General features: G+C 39.5%; 10 protein-coding genes. 3 read left to right on the top strand and 7 right to left on the bottom strand.

Going from position 1 to position 15122, the window contains the following annotated elements; genetic code table 11:
* Positions 1–26: 26 nt before the first annotated feature.
* The 6 genes from AWW68_RS09825 to AWW68_RS20360 are packed head-to-tail and all read right to left on the bottom strand — an operon-like array spanning position 27 to position 9811.
* Positions 27–3845 carry a DUF2194 domain-containing protein gene (locus tag AWW68_RS09825; RefSeq protein ID WP_185101245.1) on the bottom strand — a complete coding sequence of 1273 codons (3819 nt, stop codon included), beginning with the start codon at positions 3843–3845 and terminating at the stop codon, positions 27–29.
* Between the two features lie 59 nt (positions 3846–3904).
* On the bottom strand, positions 3905–5878 hold the full coding sequence (locus AWW68_RS09820) for a hypothetical protein (RefSeq protein WP_068220143.1): 1974 nt from the start codon (positions 5876–5878) through the stop codon (positions 3905–3907).
* Positions 5875–6684 (bottom strand): endo alpha-1,4 polygalactosaminidase, encoded by an 810-nt coding sequence (locus AWW68_RS09815; protein ID WP_068220140.1) that lies wholly within the window; start codon positions 6682–6684, stop codon positions 5875–5877. Before AWW68_RS09815 ends, AWW68_RS09820 begins: the two co-directional genes overlap by 4 nt.
* The gene (locus AWW68_RS09810) at positions 6671–8278 is read right to left on the bottom strand and encodes an exopolysaccharide Pel transporter PelG (protein WP_068220137.1); all 1608 of its coding nucleotides are present in this window, start codon (positions 8276–8278) and stop codon (positions 6671–6673) included. Before AWW68_RS09810 ends, AWW68_RS09815 begins: the two co-directional genes overlap by 14 nt.
* The gene (pelF, locus tag AWW68_RS20365; protein WP_337957269.1) at positions 8275–9168 is read right to left on the bottom strand and encodes a GT4 family glycosyltransferase PelF; all 894 of its coding nucleotides are present in this window, start codon (positions 9166–9168) and stop codon (positions 8275–8277) included. The genes AWW68_RS09810 and pelF overlap by 4 nt, the downstream gene beginning before the upstream one ends.
* Positions 9095–9811 (bottom strand): DUF3492 domain-containing protein, encoded by a 717-nt coding sequence (locus tag AWW68_RS20360; protein WP_221405987.1) that lies wholly within the window; start codon positions 9809–9811, stop codon positions 9095–9097. Before AWW68_RS20360 ends, pelF begins: the two co-directional genes overlap by 74 nt.
* A gap of 223 nt (positions 9812–10034) precedes the next feature.
* Between AWW68_RS20360 and AWW68_RS09800 the strand changes: the two genes are divergently transcribed.
* Together AWW68_RS09800 and AWW68_RS09795 are read left to right on the top strand one after the other, a co-directional pair.
* Complete coding sequence (locus tag AWW68_RS09800) at positions 10035–10580, top strand: hypothetical protein (RefSeq protein ID WP_068220134.1); 546 nt, start codon at positions 10035–10037, stop codon at positions 10578–10580.
* Positions 10581–10616: 36 nt separating this feature from the next.
* The gene (locus AWW68_RS09795; RefSeq protein WP_068220131.1) at positions 10617–10865 is read left to right on the top strand and encodes a hypothetical protein; all 249 of its coding nucleotides are present in this window, start codon (positions 10617–10619) and stop codon (positions 10863–10865) included.
* A gap of 110 nt (positions 10866–10975) precedes the next feature.
* On the opposite strand, the gene AWW68_RS09790 is transcribed toward AWW68_RS09795, so the two are convergent.
* On the bottom strand, positions 10976–14425 hold the full coding sequence (locus AWW68_RS09790; RefSeq protein WP_068220126.1) for a pyruvate carboxylase: 3450 nt from the start codon (positions 14423–14425) through the stop codon (positions 10976–10978).
* Positions 14426–14596: 171 nt separating this feature from the next.
* Between AWW68_RS09790 and AWW68_RS09785 the strand changes: the two genes are divergently transcribed.
* On the top strand, positions 14597–15121 hold the full coding sequence (locus AWW68_RS09785) for a GNAT family N-acetyltransferase (protein WP_068220123.1): 525 nt from the start codon (positions 14597–14599) through the stop codon (positions 15119–15121).
* Position 15122: the final 1 nt, after the last annotated feature.

Here is a 15122-nt window from a genome sequence, read left to right as displayed (position 1 = left end):
AGACTTTCTCTCTTGCACTATTCTAACTACTCTTCATACCACTCTTCGTATTCCCGTGGCTTGTAGCCATACTCCTTTCTTCTTCGGAAAAAGTGTTTGATTCCAAATTGGAAGCCATTAGAGTAATAAAGTGCCTGATTAAAGTATTCGAACTGACCTGTTACGTAGGTGAATTCCTTGATTGGAAAGGCAAAGTTCCCCGTAAAACGGATGAAATTATCAGTATAAGAATCATAGAACGCACCGGCTTCTAAGCGAACATATAGTTTACGTGATTGAACTTGACCATAGGTCCAAGCAAGACCACCACCACCATAGAATCGGCTATCGATGATCCAGTATGGATTCCCATCTTCTTGGTTTTCATTGGCGCCCGAAACGAAGGCTTCAGCATAAGGAGAAAATCTTGAGCCCGTTCCCTTCTTTGTATTGAAGAAAAAGCGACCTGTTAATGCTCCTTCAACAGCCCCAGTTGTGTAATGAGTCAGCACCGGAGAGAAAGATGTCTGGAAAGTTTTTCCATAACCACTCTCGTAGTAGCCAACTAACTCGCCCCAATAAACTTCTCTACTGATTGCAGGGCCTGTTTTAACAGGGCTAAAAGTATAACCTAAAGACTTAAAATTCTTCTGATTTGACTTAGAAATCCCTGCTCCAATTGTAAAAAAGGTAGTGGACAGGTCGTCCTGCTCAAGGCCACCTAGAGCATAGAAAATCGGTTTCTCAGTGTTTCCTCTAGTTTGGTAGCGATACCTTAAACCATAAAGGCTATGAGAGACATTATTCGCATCGAAATTATTCAACACTAAATCAGAGATATCACTGTAAGTGACCGACAGACTATGCTGATTGAAATTCTTTGTCTTGAGATTATATGTAACGGAATTATTCCAAACCGACTGCTTAAAATTATCGACTACATAGTCCGTATTGTATTGGATAGAATTGTTCTCATTATACCTCATCTCCTTTTGTAAGGCACTGAGCGTATCGGGATAATAAACCGATGGTGTTTTAACCATCAGGAATTTCTGAACATCTGGCTCAAAGTATCTGGCATCGGTATTGAACTGCTTCTTAAAGTTCACTTTTGAAGTATCAGCTTCTGGTAGTCTTTTCGCAATCAACGAACCCCTCTCATATTCTCCAATGTCGTACCAGGCTTTGCTCACAAAGGCCATTACCTCATAATCCAACGGATTGTTCTTGATATATTCCAGGTAGACAGATTCCATTTTGTTGTAAGCTTCCAGATCTACCCACCACTGAAGCTTGGTTTTCATATCGATTTCTGAGCTATAATCTGCCCATGTTAATGCCTCCTGAATCATTCCTGAATCTGAAAATGCATAAGTGATACCAGTGGCCATTGGGTACAATAAAGGATAGCTCGAAGGAGCTTTGTTTTTTAATTCTACCGTTACCTCATCAACCTCAAAGTCTAGCAAATACCTTATAAACATTGCATAGGCTTCTGCCGAACCAGTTGCTTCATAATGTCTTTGAATAACTCTCCTTAGCTCTGCCTGATACTCGGTAGAGTAAAACTGGCTGATATACTGCCTTACTAAATCAGTGTTAGCCATATCATTTTCAATCATTCGGCCTAACCAAAGTCTGTTCAGCTCTTCATTTGGATAGTACTCTTCAATGAGATAGTGATTGACATAATCTAGGGCCAGTTGCTTAGACTTCTCCGAATAAACCTCTTCGAAAAATGACCAAACTTCGTTTGCCCTTTCCTGATAGGCAAGGTATAAGGTATAGTCATTAAATATTGCTGTATCCATCTGATCAAGCTTATCAAGTCTTTCATAAAGCATATCAGTAGCACCCTTCAGGTTTTCGTTTTCTACCAACCATGCTACCGAGTCTTCCACCACTTCTGGCTGCTCTGGCTCGTAAGTTTCTACATATAAATCGCCACTAGATGCGGCTGCCCTATCAATAGCATATTGATCTAGTTGCTTCTTCACTTGGCTATAAACCTCGTCTAGAGAATATTCTGAACCACCTTGAAATTCTGGATCTTTGGAGAAGATGAACTCCGGATTAGGTGTTTCAATGGTGTATAAGAAGCCACCAAAAAATGCGGTTCTAGAATAATTAACCTCAAGCATTTCCAATTCTTGAATAAGTTTGGTTTCATTATTTTTTTCCACATACATATTCCAGAAATAGTCTCTATGTCTCCACTGGTTCTTACTGCTCTTTTTTACATTAAAGACACTTCCATTCTCTTCATACTCATAGTCACTCTGGCGCCAATCTTTGGTAATTGTGGCCCCAGTATAAACATCTAAAAATCTAGTCGAAGGATGTGTTTCTACTACAAACTGTAGGTAATCATTCCACTGATGGAACATCCCTTTTTTACCATTATTAGGTTTATACCAATTTAATCTTTGAGCATTTCTATATCCATAATCTCCTGCAGAAGTATTACTCGCAACTGGCAATTGATATACATCGTCCGGGTGAATAAAATGACTCCAGATACCTGTGAACAGATAAAGAGATTCTTGATTGTAGATTTTAAAATCGTTGAAAGTATAACCACTGCTCACTCTAGGGAAATCGAAAAGCCTAGGTTCAAACGGGTCTACATCATATTCTCGCCCCCCACCTTCAGCCAGCTCACCCTCGTAAATAGAACACATAAACTCCATCTCGGGCATAGCATTGGCCAAAGCCACTAGGCCAATACTATCAATATCATTAGATGGTGGCACATAAGTTTTAGGAAACGGCCCAAAACGATTGACCTTCCACTTCTTTCTAGCGGCAATAAGTGCGCTTTCCATATATTCTTTACCACCCCATATACTATCAATTAGAGATTCATGATTATAGCCATGAAATGCCATTTCGAATTGGTTTTCAAGAACCTGTTCCATTAACCAATTCGAACTAATCACCTCTTTTTGAGCTCTTTTTGAGCGGTGTCTATCCCACTCTGTAAATACAAATGGAGGCTCCTTTATTCTGTCATAATTGAAACAAGGGTATACGGAATAATCAATATCGAACTTCTCAGCTACTTTAAGCATATCAGGCCACCACACATCCATCACATATTGGGCTTGTGTTATTCCTAATTCAGATTTTATGGGCTCAGGCTCAACATCATACACTGGATTAGGAAAATCATCTATCATTATGGTACTAGCGTTTACTATGGGGTAAGGCACTCCTTGCAGCCCTTTCAGAGCTGCCGCATAAAGCAGCCCTCTATCTGGCTTCTCAAAAAGAATACTAGTATTAAAGTGTATTACTTGTCCGTTGCCAATTTTATTTTCAAGTATTACAGGGTGCGAGGGGTCAGATGTAGAAGTAGCCAAAACAATTACATCTTCTTTAAAATTGTCTCCCTTAAAACTCAGGTTAGTTTTTAGTGGGTAAATAGATTTCCCTTTTACTCCTGGCAAAATATTAGCCTTAAAGGTTATACCTGTAGCCTCACTATCGTAGATATAAAAAGCATCTGGTTTAATGCCTGACAAAAACCCTGCTTCTTGATCTTCATTTACACTAGGAAAGACTAGAGTTCCTCCTTCGGCAACAAACTCTAAAAGGGCATCTTTGGCTTTAGCGTTAAGTGGTTCTGTGTTATTGACATAAATTACCCTTAATGCCGACTCGTAGTATGGATAGCTATTAAACTCCTGAACTGTCTGTATTTCATAAGGAATTTTAGTGTAATCGAAGACTTTTGCCATGTGCTCCGAATAACTTAAGCTAAACTCCATTTGCTCATCTACTAAATAGATTACGAGCGGATCTTGCGCAGCTTTAGTTACCGCCCCTTCGCTCTGTCCATTGTCCGAAGAGCATGAAAAACTCATGGTTACAAGAAGCAACACACACCAAGAGAATATATAAGAGCTATACTTACTTCTACCCATTATAATAACTCATCAATTTTGGCTTCACCTGGGTTATTCACTATTTCATAAACCCTGAGATTATCTTTCTTATAAAACAATCTTACCTCTCTCCCCTTCTTTCTTAGCCTATCGATCTCAATCAGTACATTTTTATTAGTTTCCTTACTTACTCTTACTTTAGCTGCAAACTCTGAAGAAACATTTTCATAGATAAAAATCAATAGACTATTGGGGAGAATGTATTCTGTATTTCTTACCAAAAAGTCTTTATCATCTTTATACTGAAAGTAGACCGAATCCCTTTCTGGATAGTTTTCTACAAAATCGTTGTAAGAGATAAAGTGATGAGAACCACGACTAATAGGTATTAAATTATTAGCATTAACCACCGCATATCCATAGGGTATATAGTTATCTTTCACCTTCTCGTAGGCTTCCAGAATATTCTTACTTAGCGTGCCTCGCTTTTGTGTTCGCTGTAAAAGAGGCTGCTGTGTGAAATAAGCTAAAGCAAAAAACAGGATGAATATAAGAGGTGCAGAAACTGCATCCGAGATCTCGACCCTGATCACTTTAGAGTTCAAAAAATAATAGGCTATATAAAAGACAAAGCTCAAGGAGCAAGCCAAAAGCATGGGTGATATCTCGTTGAGCAGGTCATTATCGAAATAGATGAAACCCGTTTTCCCCCAAAGCACTAATGCGTTTACGTAAATGATAAATACCATAGGGCTTACCCACTTTCTGCTATTGTTTCTGTAGAGAAAGAACATAACTATAACGGCCACAAGGCTTAAAACCTGAAAGGCAAAAACAGTTGAATCATAATCTAGAGCCATATTTACGGTAGTAGTACTAGCCGAAACCGACAATAAGTTAGACCTAATGAAAAGGCCGTAATCAATACCTTTCTCATAAGCCGAATAAGCGTATGACAGCAATACCAGTGAACTACTCAAAACGTATGCTCCAAGTGCTTTAAAGTAATATTTAATGTACCGTTTTCGAGTGAAAGGCAAGCTTACCAAAAAGAAAGGAGGCAAAAGAATTACCAGTGTATAAAGGTCTATTAACGCTATGGCAGCAAATATGCAGACCATTCCAAAGAAGTAGCCATTGGGTCTTTCCTTATATAACTTCCAAGGCTTCCTGATGAAAATTATAGCGGGCAACAGAAAGCTCATGGCCATAAAAGTGGACTTGCTGTGCGTAATTTGAGCCATGTTAGTGGGAGCCAAATTAAAAAACAGTGCAAAAGCCAGTGTACCTAAGAGTGGAATGGTAACCAATGAGTTGGTCATAGCATCAATAAACCAGAAAATGACAAAACACAGAATAAACACCTGAAATAAGGCAAAAGACTCTAAAGCCATTTCTGTGCTAATACCTGTAATTAGACCGTAAAAACTCATGAAGGCATATTGCCCTGTAAGCACCAAGTTACTTCCGAACCATTCTTGATCTTCTAAAGCTTTTAGAATATTCAACTCTTGAAACCAAGCGGTAGAAAGTTGATAATTATCGTACTGCATTAGGTAAAATCGTGCTGCTACTGCCACAATAGAAGCAGCTGTAGCCACATAAAACCCTGTTTTAACACTGAACCTTTTAGACGCCTCAGATTTTCTCACGTCTATGATTGGATCTTTATCTTCTACATTTTCTATAACGTTCAGTAAAATAGTTCTCCGCTTTCTTACCCAAGACTCTCCTTTAAATCTTAGGTTTTCAAAACCCACTAGCCGCATGACCAGAAAAACGAACATCAAAGCCATTACTGTGAGCAAGTCATAGCTATTGAATTGTACCAACAGATAAATAACAACAAGCACTATACTACCGTAAAATGCCCAGAGATTACCCATGGTCTTCACCTGATTCTGAGATGGTTTCCCTTTAAAAAAGAGCCTTTTCAGAACGTATAGGAAAAGAATCCATAAGAGCATTCTTATGATTCCGAGAAAAATGGTATCGGTATAGGGTATATTCATTTAAACTTTGGCAAGCTTTCCAACCCAATATTTCCAATAAAATAGTCCCACTTAAGGTTTATGGCCTGTGTCTTCACCTTATTGAACATAGACCTACTATCTGCATACTCGATAAGTATAATCGGCAAACCGTATCTCTCATTAATAGTGCTTAACTCAATAGCCTTTTCTTGAGTCTCTCTAGATTTACGCATTTTGTATTGATCTCTATTGAAGTTGTAGTTGGTTATAACCGACTCAATGGCAATGGAATTTATCTCATTTTTTACCCGTGGCACTATTTCCAGCCCCGCGTTCTGCATTAAATGGAAATCAGGGTATTTCTCTTTAATGAACTTTATGAGTTTGGCATAAGCTGCTTCTTGCTTGGCCTGTGGGCCCCATGGGCCATAAACATCAACAGTATCCAGAAAAACACCATCAAACCCCTTTCCCTTTATTTTATCTACAAACCCAACAATAGCCGCTTGAGTAGTTGAGTCTTCTAGGTCTAAGTAATAGCTATCCCAAATAGGGTTTTTACCCACTGTCTTTTCTCTAATACTCTCAAAATAAAACCGACTAGGGCTCACCTCTCCCATGCTTATGTAGCCTAAAACCAGTTCATTGTTTTCTTGTAGAAGTTTTACATCGAATGGATTATAATGTTCAGACTCCAGTATTACATATTTATAACCCCGAATCTTATCTGGGTTTACATCTCCATAGCAAACAAGTACAGTAGCCTGCGCTATAGTTTCTTGGCAATTGATGCTGGTAAATGAAAATAACGCCAGCAATGATGCAATTCTTTTAATAGGCTGCATAATAGAAATAATCAAGATTTTTAAAGAACCTTAGAGTACTCCTCAAGGTCATGATCATATACACTGCCGAACCGACAGCAAAACCGACAACACTATATTCGTATGATATCAAACGACTGGCTATCAGACCTACAAACACATTTACCAACCATGCCACTAGAATAGCATTTAACGGTTTGGCGGGTTTATTTAAGGTAAAAAGGTATAGTGAATTAAGCATACCCCAAGCCACTAAAATATAACCTAACCCTCCTATTATACTCACCTTCACGCTGATGTAGTTGAGTCCTTCATCAAACGCCCTTTCGTAACCTAATCTTTCCCAAATAATGAGGTAAAGGATAAAGACCATAACTACTCCAACAATTAGCAAAATCAAGACATGCTCCCAATACATGTTGAGCGACTTTCTATTAAAGACGTGGGCTTTATTGTATGCCACTTGTTTCTGTAATATATCCGTAAACGTACTGAATGAGGCAATGCTAAATTCCAAAACACCTACTAGTAGAAAGAAGATAAGAATGGCTATATCCATGCCTATCTCATAATTCTTTTCGTAGTATAGAATGTAAGGTAAGGCTCCATCATTAGCGGTAGACCAAGCTAAAAATCTATCTGTGAAGATGAAAACAAAGAACACCAAGCCATAAAAGAAGTAACGGTAGTTTCTGTAAACCATAGCCGCACTTTTAGAGGTGGCTCTACTAAACGTTTTTATACTCTTTACCTTCTTTTTGAAAAACCACACCAAATAAGCCAGCATCAGACCTATAGCAGTCCAAATACCTATCCAATGAGTATAATAAGTTTCTAATGAGGTATAGAGGTGAAGAGTAAGAGATAAACTTGCAGCCAATATAAAGGCCACCGTAATAACCCAGCGTTCTTTCAAGGGGTGAAAAACTGCTGATAACAAAAGTAAAGTGCCTATTGAAAAGGCATAAGCGTAAACTAGCCAAAGAAATTTATATGGATAGAAATTGGCAAAAAAGTTGAGTATCAAAGCCAATAAGCTCAATACCCCCATAAACAGCAGTCCATCTCTTATTACCATGATGGTACTTCGCTTAGCCTGTTGAAAATCATTGCTAAACCAGTAGTGAGATACTTGCCTACCTATTACCTGAACAAAGCCTCCCGTTCCTATAAGTCCAAAAATCACCCCTAATACTACCGCAGTAGACTGCAGTTGATTAAAGCCTGTATAGGTCCACATGGAGTATCCAAAAGCAATTATTGTGGCTATTTGCAAAAACACCGGCACACCATGAAAAAGGCCTAATGGATAGTAATAAAAAAAGTATTTAGTCTTGATTTTAAGGTAGTCTGAAGCCGAAGTAAGGTCTGATCTAAATTGCTCGTTGACTGGTAAATCACTCGGGTTTTGTTCCAGAAAACTTGGCGAAGTTATTTGATTGTATACCAACTTTGCCAAGTCTTGCAGATCGTTTATCCCGTAGTCTTGTTTGGCATCAATGGTTCTAATACTCATAGATTCCAGCATAGCTCGAACCACATTCTCATTCACTGGCTTACCTATTTTATCATAGACATCGTAACCAAGTTGCTCTATTTTCTGAGTTTGGTTCATTGCAACAACTCCTTCAATTTACGTTGATGGGCCTTATAAACACCTTCGTATATTTTTTCATAAGAGTCTATGAAAATATCTAGAGTAAAATTGTCAATCACTCGTTGTCGTCCATGTTCACTCATTCGCTTCCTAAGATCAATGTCTGATAAGAGCTTTACTACTTTTTCTCCAATTGCCTTAGGGTCTCTAGGCTTGCAAACAAAGCCAGAGCCTTCATCTATGGCCTCTGCCACACCTCCAACATCAGTTGCTACAACTGGCACTCCACAACTCATTGACTCTAGTACGGTGAAGGGGAAACCTTCTGATATAGAGGTTAATATGGAAATATCGCCCTCACTAAAAATAAGGTGTGGTTGGCTATGATAACCTTTCAAAAAGAAGTTATTCTCTAACTTGAGCTCTTTAATAAGTTCCTCACACTGCTTTGTATATTCAGGCACGGCATTCTTATCTCCATAAACCAAGTACTGAACATCAGGAATCTGCTCTCTAACCACGGCACAGGAGCGAATCATAGTGAGTACATCTTTAAGCTCGAAAATTCGGGCCGCAGCCACAACTGTTGGTATCGCCTTGAGGTGATCTGGTTTTTCTCTGGGGGCAAACTTTTCATGATCTACACCATTGTAGGTTATCTCAATCTTATCTTCTGTAGCTCCATACATCAACTCCCATGTTATATTGAATTTATTGACAGAAAGTATTTTATCTGCCTTATAATAAGAGAGTCTGGTAACGCTTTCTGTTAGTTTAATCAGAAAGTCTTTGATAAAGTAGCTGTAATCAGATCTATTAATATATAATAAGCGTTCACGCACATATACACCGTGTTCTGTAATCATTAACGGTGTTCCGTACCTGTACTTTAAAACCAATGCTGGGATTAGCGGAAAGCCAGAAAGAGTAATATGGCAAAGGTCTGCCTTGGGAATTGGAATAGAAAATGGGATTAGAAAATGGGATTAGAAAACGATAAAGCCACCGCAGGCCAACAGTAATATCAAACAGTGTAGCTGTAAAAGAGCCGTCCGCTTCGGTTTCTTGAGTAGCCTCTTTTTTAAAAGCCTCCCAAACCGCATAATCTTGCATAGTTTCTTTGTAGTCGAACTTCTGAAAGTACTCCCACATATCATAGAAAACCACGTCTAGCATTCGCATATCTTGGGTTCCATGATATACGGCCTGAATGAACCTTTCAAAGATGGGCACAAACCTCTCCTTAATAATCATAGGAGTAGTATGTTCCTTCTTGTTAACTACTTTATAGTAGTCTTGGCTAAAACTCATGTAGTCTTGAGGCTCATCTGGCGCCCATAAAGGCACCTGAATCACTTCCTTAATCGATGGGCTTAAGTCAAAGATTGGCTTGGGCTCAAACCCAGCATTGATAGAATACAAGGTCCACTCTACATTAGACACTCGCTCACACAACATGTGACTCCAAGTGGAAATACCTCCTCCATAAAAAGGGTAAGTTCCCTCTGAAATGAGAAGTACGTTTAGTTTGTCTTTAGATGAATTTTCCAACCTTTAAAAAAGTCGCGCTAGTTACAAATTGTTTATTTACTAGGTAGCTCTTGCTTAAAATATTTTATCGATAAGATATTGATCATGAAGCGAAGTGCAAAATAGAAAACCTTATATTGGTGAATCACCTAGGTAGAGTAATCTACTCTACCTAAGCTGATAAGTCTATTACTATTTTTAACTTTAAATTGATTCCAAAAAACTCTCTAAGTCTATCTATCCAATGAAGATCAATCGTACTTTTAATACTTTTTCTAAGACAGAGTATTTGGAAATTGTACCCGAGCACAAGAAGTACACTGACTTCAATACTCTTGGACTTTACAGGTCTATTCTAGAAAATGAAAATTTGAATCTTGACGAGAAGTTCGAGGTATTTGAATTAGCCAACAAACACTTCCAAAAGACCTTCGATTTTCTGGTACTCAAAGACCCAAGCACTTGGTTTCAACTAAGTCATTTGGGCAAAGAACTCAGTAGAGGTCAGGAATGGGATTTATGGAATGAGGTAGAACAACGGCAGGAGCAAATACTGAAAGACAAAAGGTTTGACCATCGCAGTTTCGGCACCTACTCCAAGCATAATTGTGGCGTACCTCATTGTCCTTATGATGGATTGATGGTTCACCCCAAGTCACCATTAGCCGAAAGCCATATTCACTTTGACTCAGATAAGAACCCTTACTCAGGGAAGCAAAAAGCCCTGAAGAGAAAAGCCGATCGAAAGAAACGCAAACAAATTATTGATAGAGATGAGGAGTTGGATTGATGTTTTAACTTAGCAGTAGCTGAAAGAAACCAAACAATGAAACCTGAAGAACTTTCTCAACTAACAGATGAGCAATTGCTAGAGTTGGCTAAGCAGAATAAACCCTCGCCTGTAATAGATGCCTTTTTCATAGGTTTTCTTATTGGCATAGTGGTTTATGGCGCTATTGTAAACGCTTTGGGCTTTCTCAGTGTAATTCCCCTCTTTCTGATTTATAAATTCTTGAAGAAGCCGCAACAGCACAAAGACTTAATGAATGAAATCGAGAAACGAGGTTTAAAATAATACTGTCAGCCCTTTGAGGACTGACAGTATTAAAATCATTTTTCAGAAATCCTCCTCTATCCCCCGAAGTATCGGGGCAGACATCTCCTCAGCGGAAAACAGACTCAATACTACCCTTCCAACTCCACTACTAAATCATCTTGCTCAACCATATCTCCACCATTTAGGTAGACAGCCTTTACCGTGCCTGCCTCTGGCGAAGAAACTGTAGTCTCCATTTTCATGGCTTCAATGACAAACAGTGCTTGATTCTCTTTCACCTTGTCTCCTACTTTTACTTTCACTTCAGCAATTCGGCCTTGAAGTGGTGCTCCTACCTGATGTTCTCCATCAACTTTACGGTTGGTTGGCTTGGTAGACTTCAGGTTTTGGTCGCGCACATCAATGACTCTGGTTTGTCCATTCAGCTCGAAGTAGACTTTGCGCATTCCACTTTCATCAGCATCGGCTATATAGAGCATCTTTATAATGATGTGCTTACCCTTTCCAATTTCAACAAAGACCTCCTCATTCTGCTTCAGAGCAAAGAAGAATGCCTTGGTTGGTAGTTGCCAAATAGCTCCATATTTCAACCAGCTATTGTAAAAATCCTTGAATACTTTCGGGTACAGCTTGTAAGAAAGAAAGTCTAGTTCATCGCAGTACACATCGAATTCTTTTTGAAACTCTTCAAATTCCTTTTCGAAATCTACCGACTCTAAATGTGCATTTGGTCTTTCAGTATATGGCTTTTTATCCTTGAGAATAATTTTTGAAAGTTCTTGAGGGAATCCGCCAGGCATCTGCCCTAAATCTCCCTTAAACAAACTAATTACAGACTCTGGAAAGGAAAGGGAATGCCCTCTCTCCATTATATCTTGAGGTGTCAGATTGTTCGAAGTCATAAAAATGGCCATATCACCTACCACCTTACTCGATGGCGTTACCTTCACAATTTCTCCAAACATTTGATTCACCAAGGCATAATTTCTTTTCACCTCCTCGAACTTATGTTCTAGGCCTAAAGCAGCTGCTTGAGGTCTAAGGTTGGAATACTGACCTCCAGGAATCTCATGATCATAGACTTCCGCTGTACCTGCTTTCAAACCACTCTCAAACGGATAGTAGTACTCGCGGACATCTTCCCAATAAGTAGAGTATTTATTCAAGTTATGAACATCAATTTTCGGATCGCGCTCATGACCTTGTAAAGCAGCCGCTAACGAGTTAAAATTCGGTTGGGCTGTCAGTCCAGACATTGAGGCAATCGCCACATCAACGATGTCTACCCCTGCCTCAATAGCCTTGAAGTATGTAGTGGCTTGCATGGAAGACGTGTCATGCGTATGTAAGTGAATTGGCAGATCGGTAGCATCTTTTAGCGCACCAATTAGCTCTGTAGCAGCGAGTGGCTTCAACAGACCAGCCATATCTTTAATACAAAGCATGTGAGCTCCTTCATCTTCTAAGGCCTTGGCCATATCCATGTAATACTGAAGGTTGTATTTGCTGTTTTTATCTAGCACATCACCAGTATAGCAGATACAAGCTTCTGCTACAGAATTAGTCCTTTCTCGAACTGTCCTGATGCTCACCTTCATGGCTTCTACCCAGTTGAGGGAATCGAAGATTCTGAAGACATCCATTCCATTTTCAGCAGACTTCTCAATGAATCTCTCAATCAGGTTATCAGGGTAAGCCTTATAGCCCACTCCGTTTGAACCTCTGAAAAGCATCTGCATTAGAGTATTTGGAGCTGCCGCTCGCATCTTCTTCAGTCTGTCCCACGGGTTCTCATTCAGGAAACGCATACTTACATCGAAAGTAGCACCTCCCCACATTTCCCAAGAGAAGACATTTGGATGATTCTTGGCAAAGCCTTCGGCCACTTTGAGCATATCAAGCGACCTCATTCTTGTCGCCAAAAGCGACTGGTGTGCATCTCTCCAAGTGGTATCGGTCAGTAAAATTTGTTTCTGATCTTTAACCCATTTGGCCAAACCATCAGGTCCTTCCTTCTCTAAAATCTGTTTAGTACCAGCAGGGAATTCTCCAAGCCTATCGAATTCGGGCACTTTAGGAGTCCTAAGCTTAACGCTAGGATCTATCTTTTTTACGCTCGGGTTTCCGTTGACAGCCACCTCTCCCAGGTAATTCAAAATTTTGGTTGCCCTGTTCATATAACGAGGCATCTTGAACAACTCTGGGTGGTCTTCAATGAATTTCACGGTAGCCTTTCCTGTATAGAATGTCTCGTGATTCAGCACATTCTCCAAAAACCCTTTGTTAGTGACCACTCCACGAATTCTGAATTCTGAAAGTGCACGTTGCAAGCGCTGAGCTGAGCCTTTCAAAGTTCGGCCAGTGGCAGTGATTTTTACCAACATGGAGTCGAAGAAGGGAGAAATGGTAACTCCGGCATAGCAGTTACCCGCATCTAATCGAATACCGAATCCTCCTGGAGAGCGGTAAGCAATGATGGTTCCGTAATCTGGCTTAAAGTTGTTTTCAGGATCTTCAGTAGTGATTCTACACTGAATGGCAAACCCATTCATTTGAACATCTTCCTGACTCTTGATAAATATTCTTGGGTGATCTAACGGGTAACCTTGAGCTATTTCTATCTGAGAACGAACAATATCGATACCCGTAATTTCTTCTGTAATGGTGTGTTCTACCTGAACTCTAGGGTTTACTTCAATGAAGTAGATATTCTCTTCTGCATCAACCAAAAACTCTACCGTACCTACATTGTTGTAATTTACCTCTTTGGTAATTCTCAGGGCATACTTATAGAGTTTCTCCCTTGTTTCATCTTTCAGACCAATGGAAGGAGCCACTTCCACCACCTTCTGATACCTTCGCTGTACAGAGCAATCTCGCTCATACAGATGAACCAGATTGCCGTAATTATCGCCCATAATCTGCACTTCAATGTGCTTAGGACTATCAATGAACTTCTCAATAAAAATGGTATCGTCTCCAAAAGCCTTTTTAGCTTCGCCTTTAGCCTCATTGAAAGCCTTTTCCAATTGATCTTCGGAACGGACAACGCGCATGCCTCTACCCCCTCCACCAGCAGCAGCTTTCACCATTACTGGGAAACCGATTTTCTGGGCTTCTGCTAAAGCGATGGAGCTATCTGCAAGATCTACCTTACTATCTTCTATCAAAGGAACCTGGGCATTTCTTGCGACTATCTTGGCCTGTACTTTATCGCCCAAACGCTGCATTACTTCTGGCTCTGGGCCAACAAAAGTGATTCCTGCTTCTTTACAAGCCCTAACGAAGTTTACATTTTCCGAAAGGAATCCATAACCCGGATGTATAGCATCAACGTTTTCTCGCTTTGCCAGTGCTATTATTTCAGGAATATCTAGATATGGCTTCAACGGATCGTCATCTTCACCAATCTGATAAGCCTCATCGGCTTTGTAACGGTGCAAAGAGTAGCGGTCTTCATACGTATACATGGCCACAGTTCTGATCTTCATCTCAGAAGCCGCTCGTAATACACGAATGGCTATTTCTCCTCTATTGGCAACAAGTAGTTTCTTAAACTTTCGAATATTTGGCTCCATAAATAAAAAGTTATGCTTTCGGAATTTAATGGTTTGACAACTGCGTTACAAATCCCATTGCTTAACGAATATGATATCCAAATTCGTGATTTTTCTGACTCTTTTATATAGGCTGAAAAAAGATTTCGAAATTGCAGGCTCAAGCTATCAGCACCACTATTATTAACACCAATGCAATCAAGAAGTTATCAGATAAAAAAGGTTTCTACAGACGAATTAGAAGAGCTAAAAAAGCTATCTGTAGATACCTTTAGCGATACTTTTACCGAGCAAAACAATGAAATCCAAATGAAGGCTTACCTAGAAAAAGCCTTTAATACAGATCAGTTAAGAAGTGAGTTATCTAACCCAGAATCCTTCTTTTACTTTGTTAAAGAAGAAGACAAAATATTGGGATACTTAAAGCTGAATACCAAAACTGCACAAACAGACCAAGTATTGGATAGCTCCCTAGAAATTGAACGCATATACCTCACTCAAGAAGCTCAGGGCAAAGGAATAGGCAAGTTGCTGATGGACTTCTCCATAGCAGAAGTAAAAAGAAGAAACTTGCTGTGTTTGTGGTTAGGCGTGTGGGAGAAAAATGAAAAAGCCATAGCCTTTTATAAAAGCTATGGCTTCGAAGTTTTTGCCGATCACCCGTTCAAACTAGGTGATGAATCTCAAAAAGATCTGCTCATGAAGCGGTTTGTTTGAT

The organism is Roseivirga spongicola (assembly GCF_001592965.1).
Classification (GTDB): domain Bacteria; phylum Bacteroidota; class Bacteroidia; order Cytophagales; family Cyclobacteriaceae; genus Roseivirga; species Roseivirga spongicola.
This window is presented reverse-complemented; position numbering and strand designations above follow the sequence as displayed.

Excerpts from the sequence above, each read along its gene's own strand:
- AWW68_RS09785 (WP_068220123.1), top strand. The coding sequence starts at position 14,597 with ATGCAATCAAGAAGTTATCAGATAAAAAAGGTTTCTACAGACGAATTA.
- AWW68_RS09790 (WP_068220126.1), bottom strand. The coding sequence starts at position 14,425 with ATGGAGCCAAATATTCGAAAGTTTAAGAAACTACTTGTTGCCAATAGA.
- AWW68_RS09810 (WP_068220137.1), bottom strand. The coding sequence starts at position 8,278 with ATGAACCAAACTCAGAAAATAGAGCAACTTGGTTACGATGTCTATGAT.
- AWW68_RS09815 (WP_068220140.1), bottom strand. The coding sequence starts at position 6,684 with ATGCAGCCTATTAAAAGAATTGCATCATTGCTGGCGTTATTTTCATTT.
- AWW68_RS09820 (WP_068220143.1), bottom strand. The coding sequence starts at position 5,878 with ATGAATATACCCTATACCGATACCATTTTTCTCGGAATCATAAGAATG.
- AWW68_RS09825 (WP_185101245.1), bottom strand. The coding sequence starts at position 3,845 with ATGAGTTTTTCATGCTCTTCGGACAATGGACAGAGCGAAGGGGCGGTA.
- AWW68_RS09800 (WP_068220134.1), top strand. The coding sequence starts at position 10,035 with ATGAAGATCAATCGTACTTTTAATACTTTTTCTAAGACAGAGTATTTG.
- AWW68_RS09795 (WP_068220131.1), top strand. The coding sequence starts at position 10,617 with ATGAAACCTGAAGAACTTTCTCAACTAACAGATGAGCAATTGCTAGAG.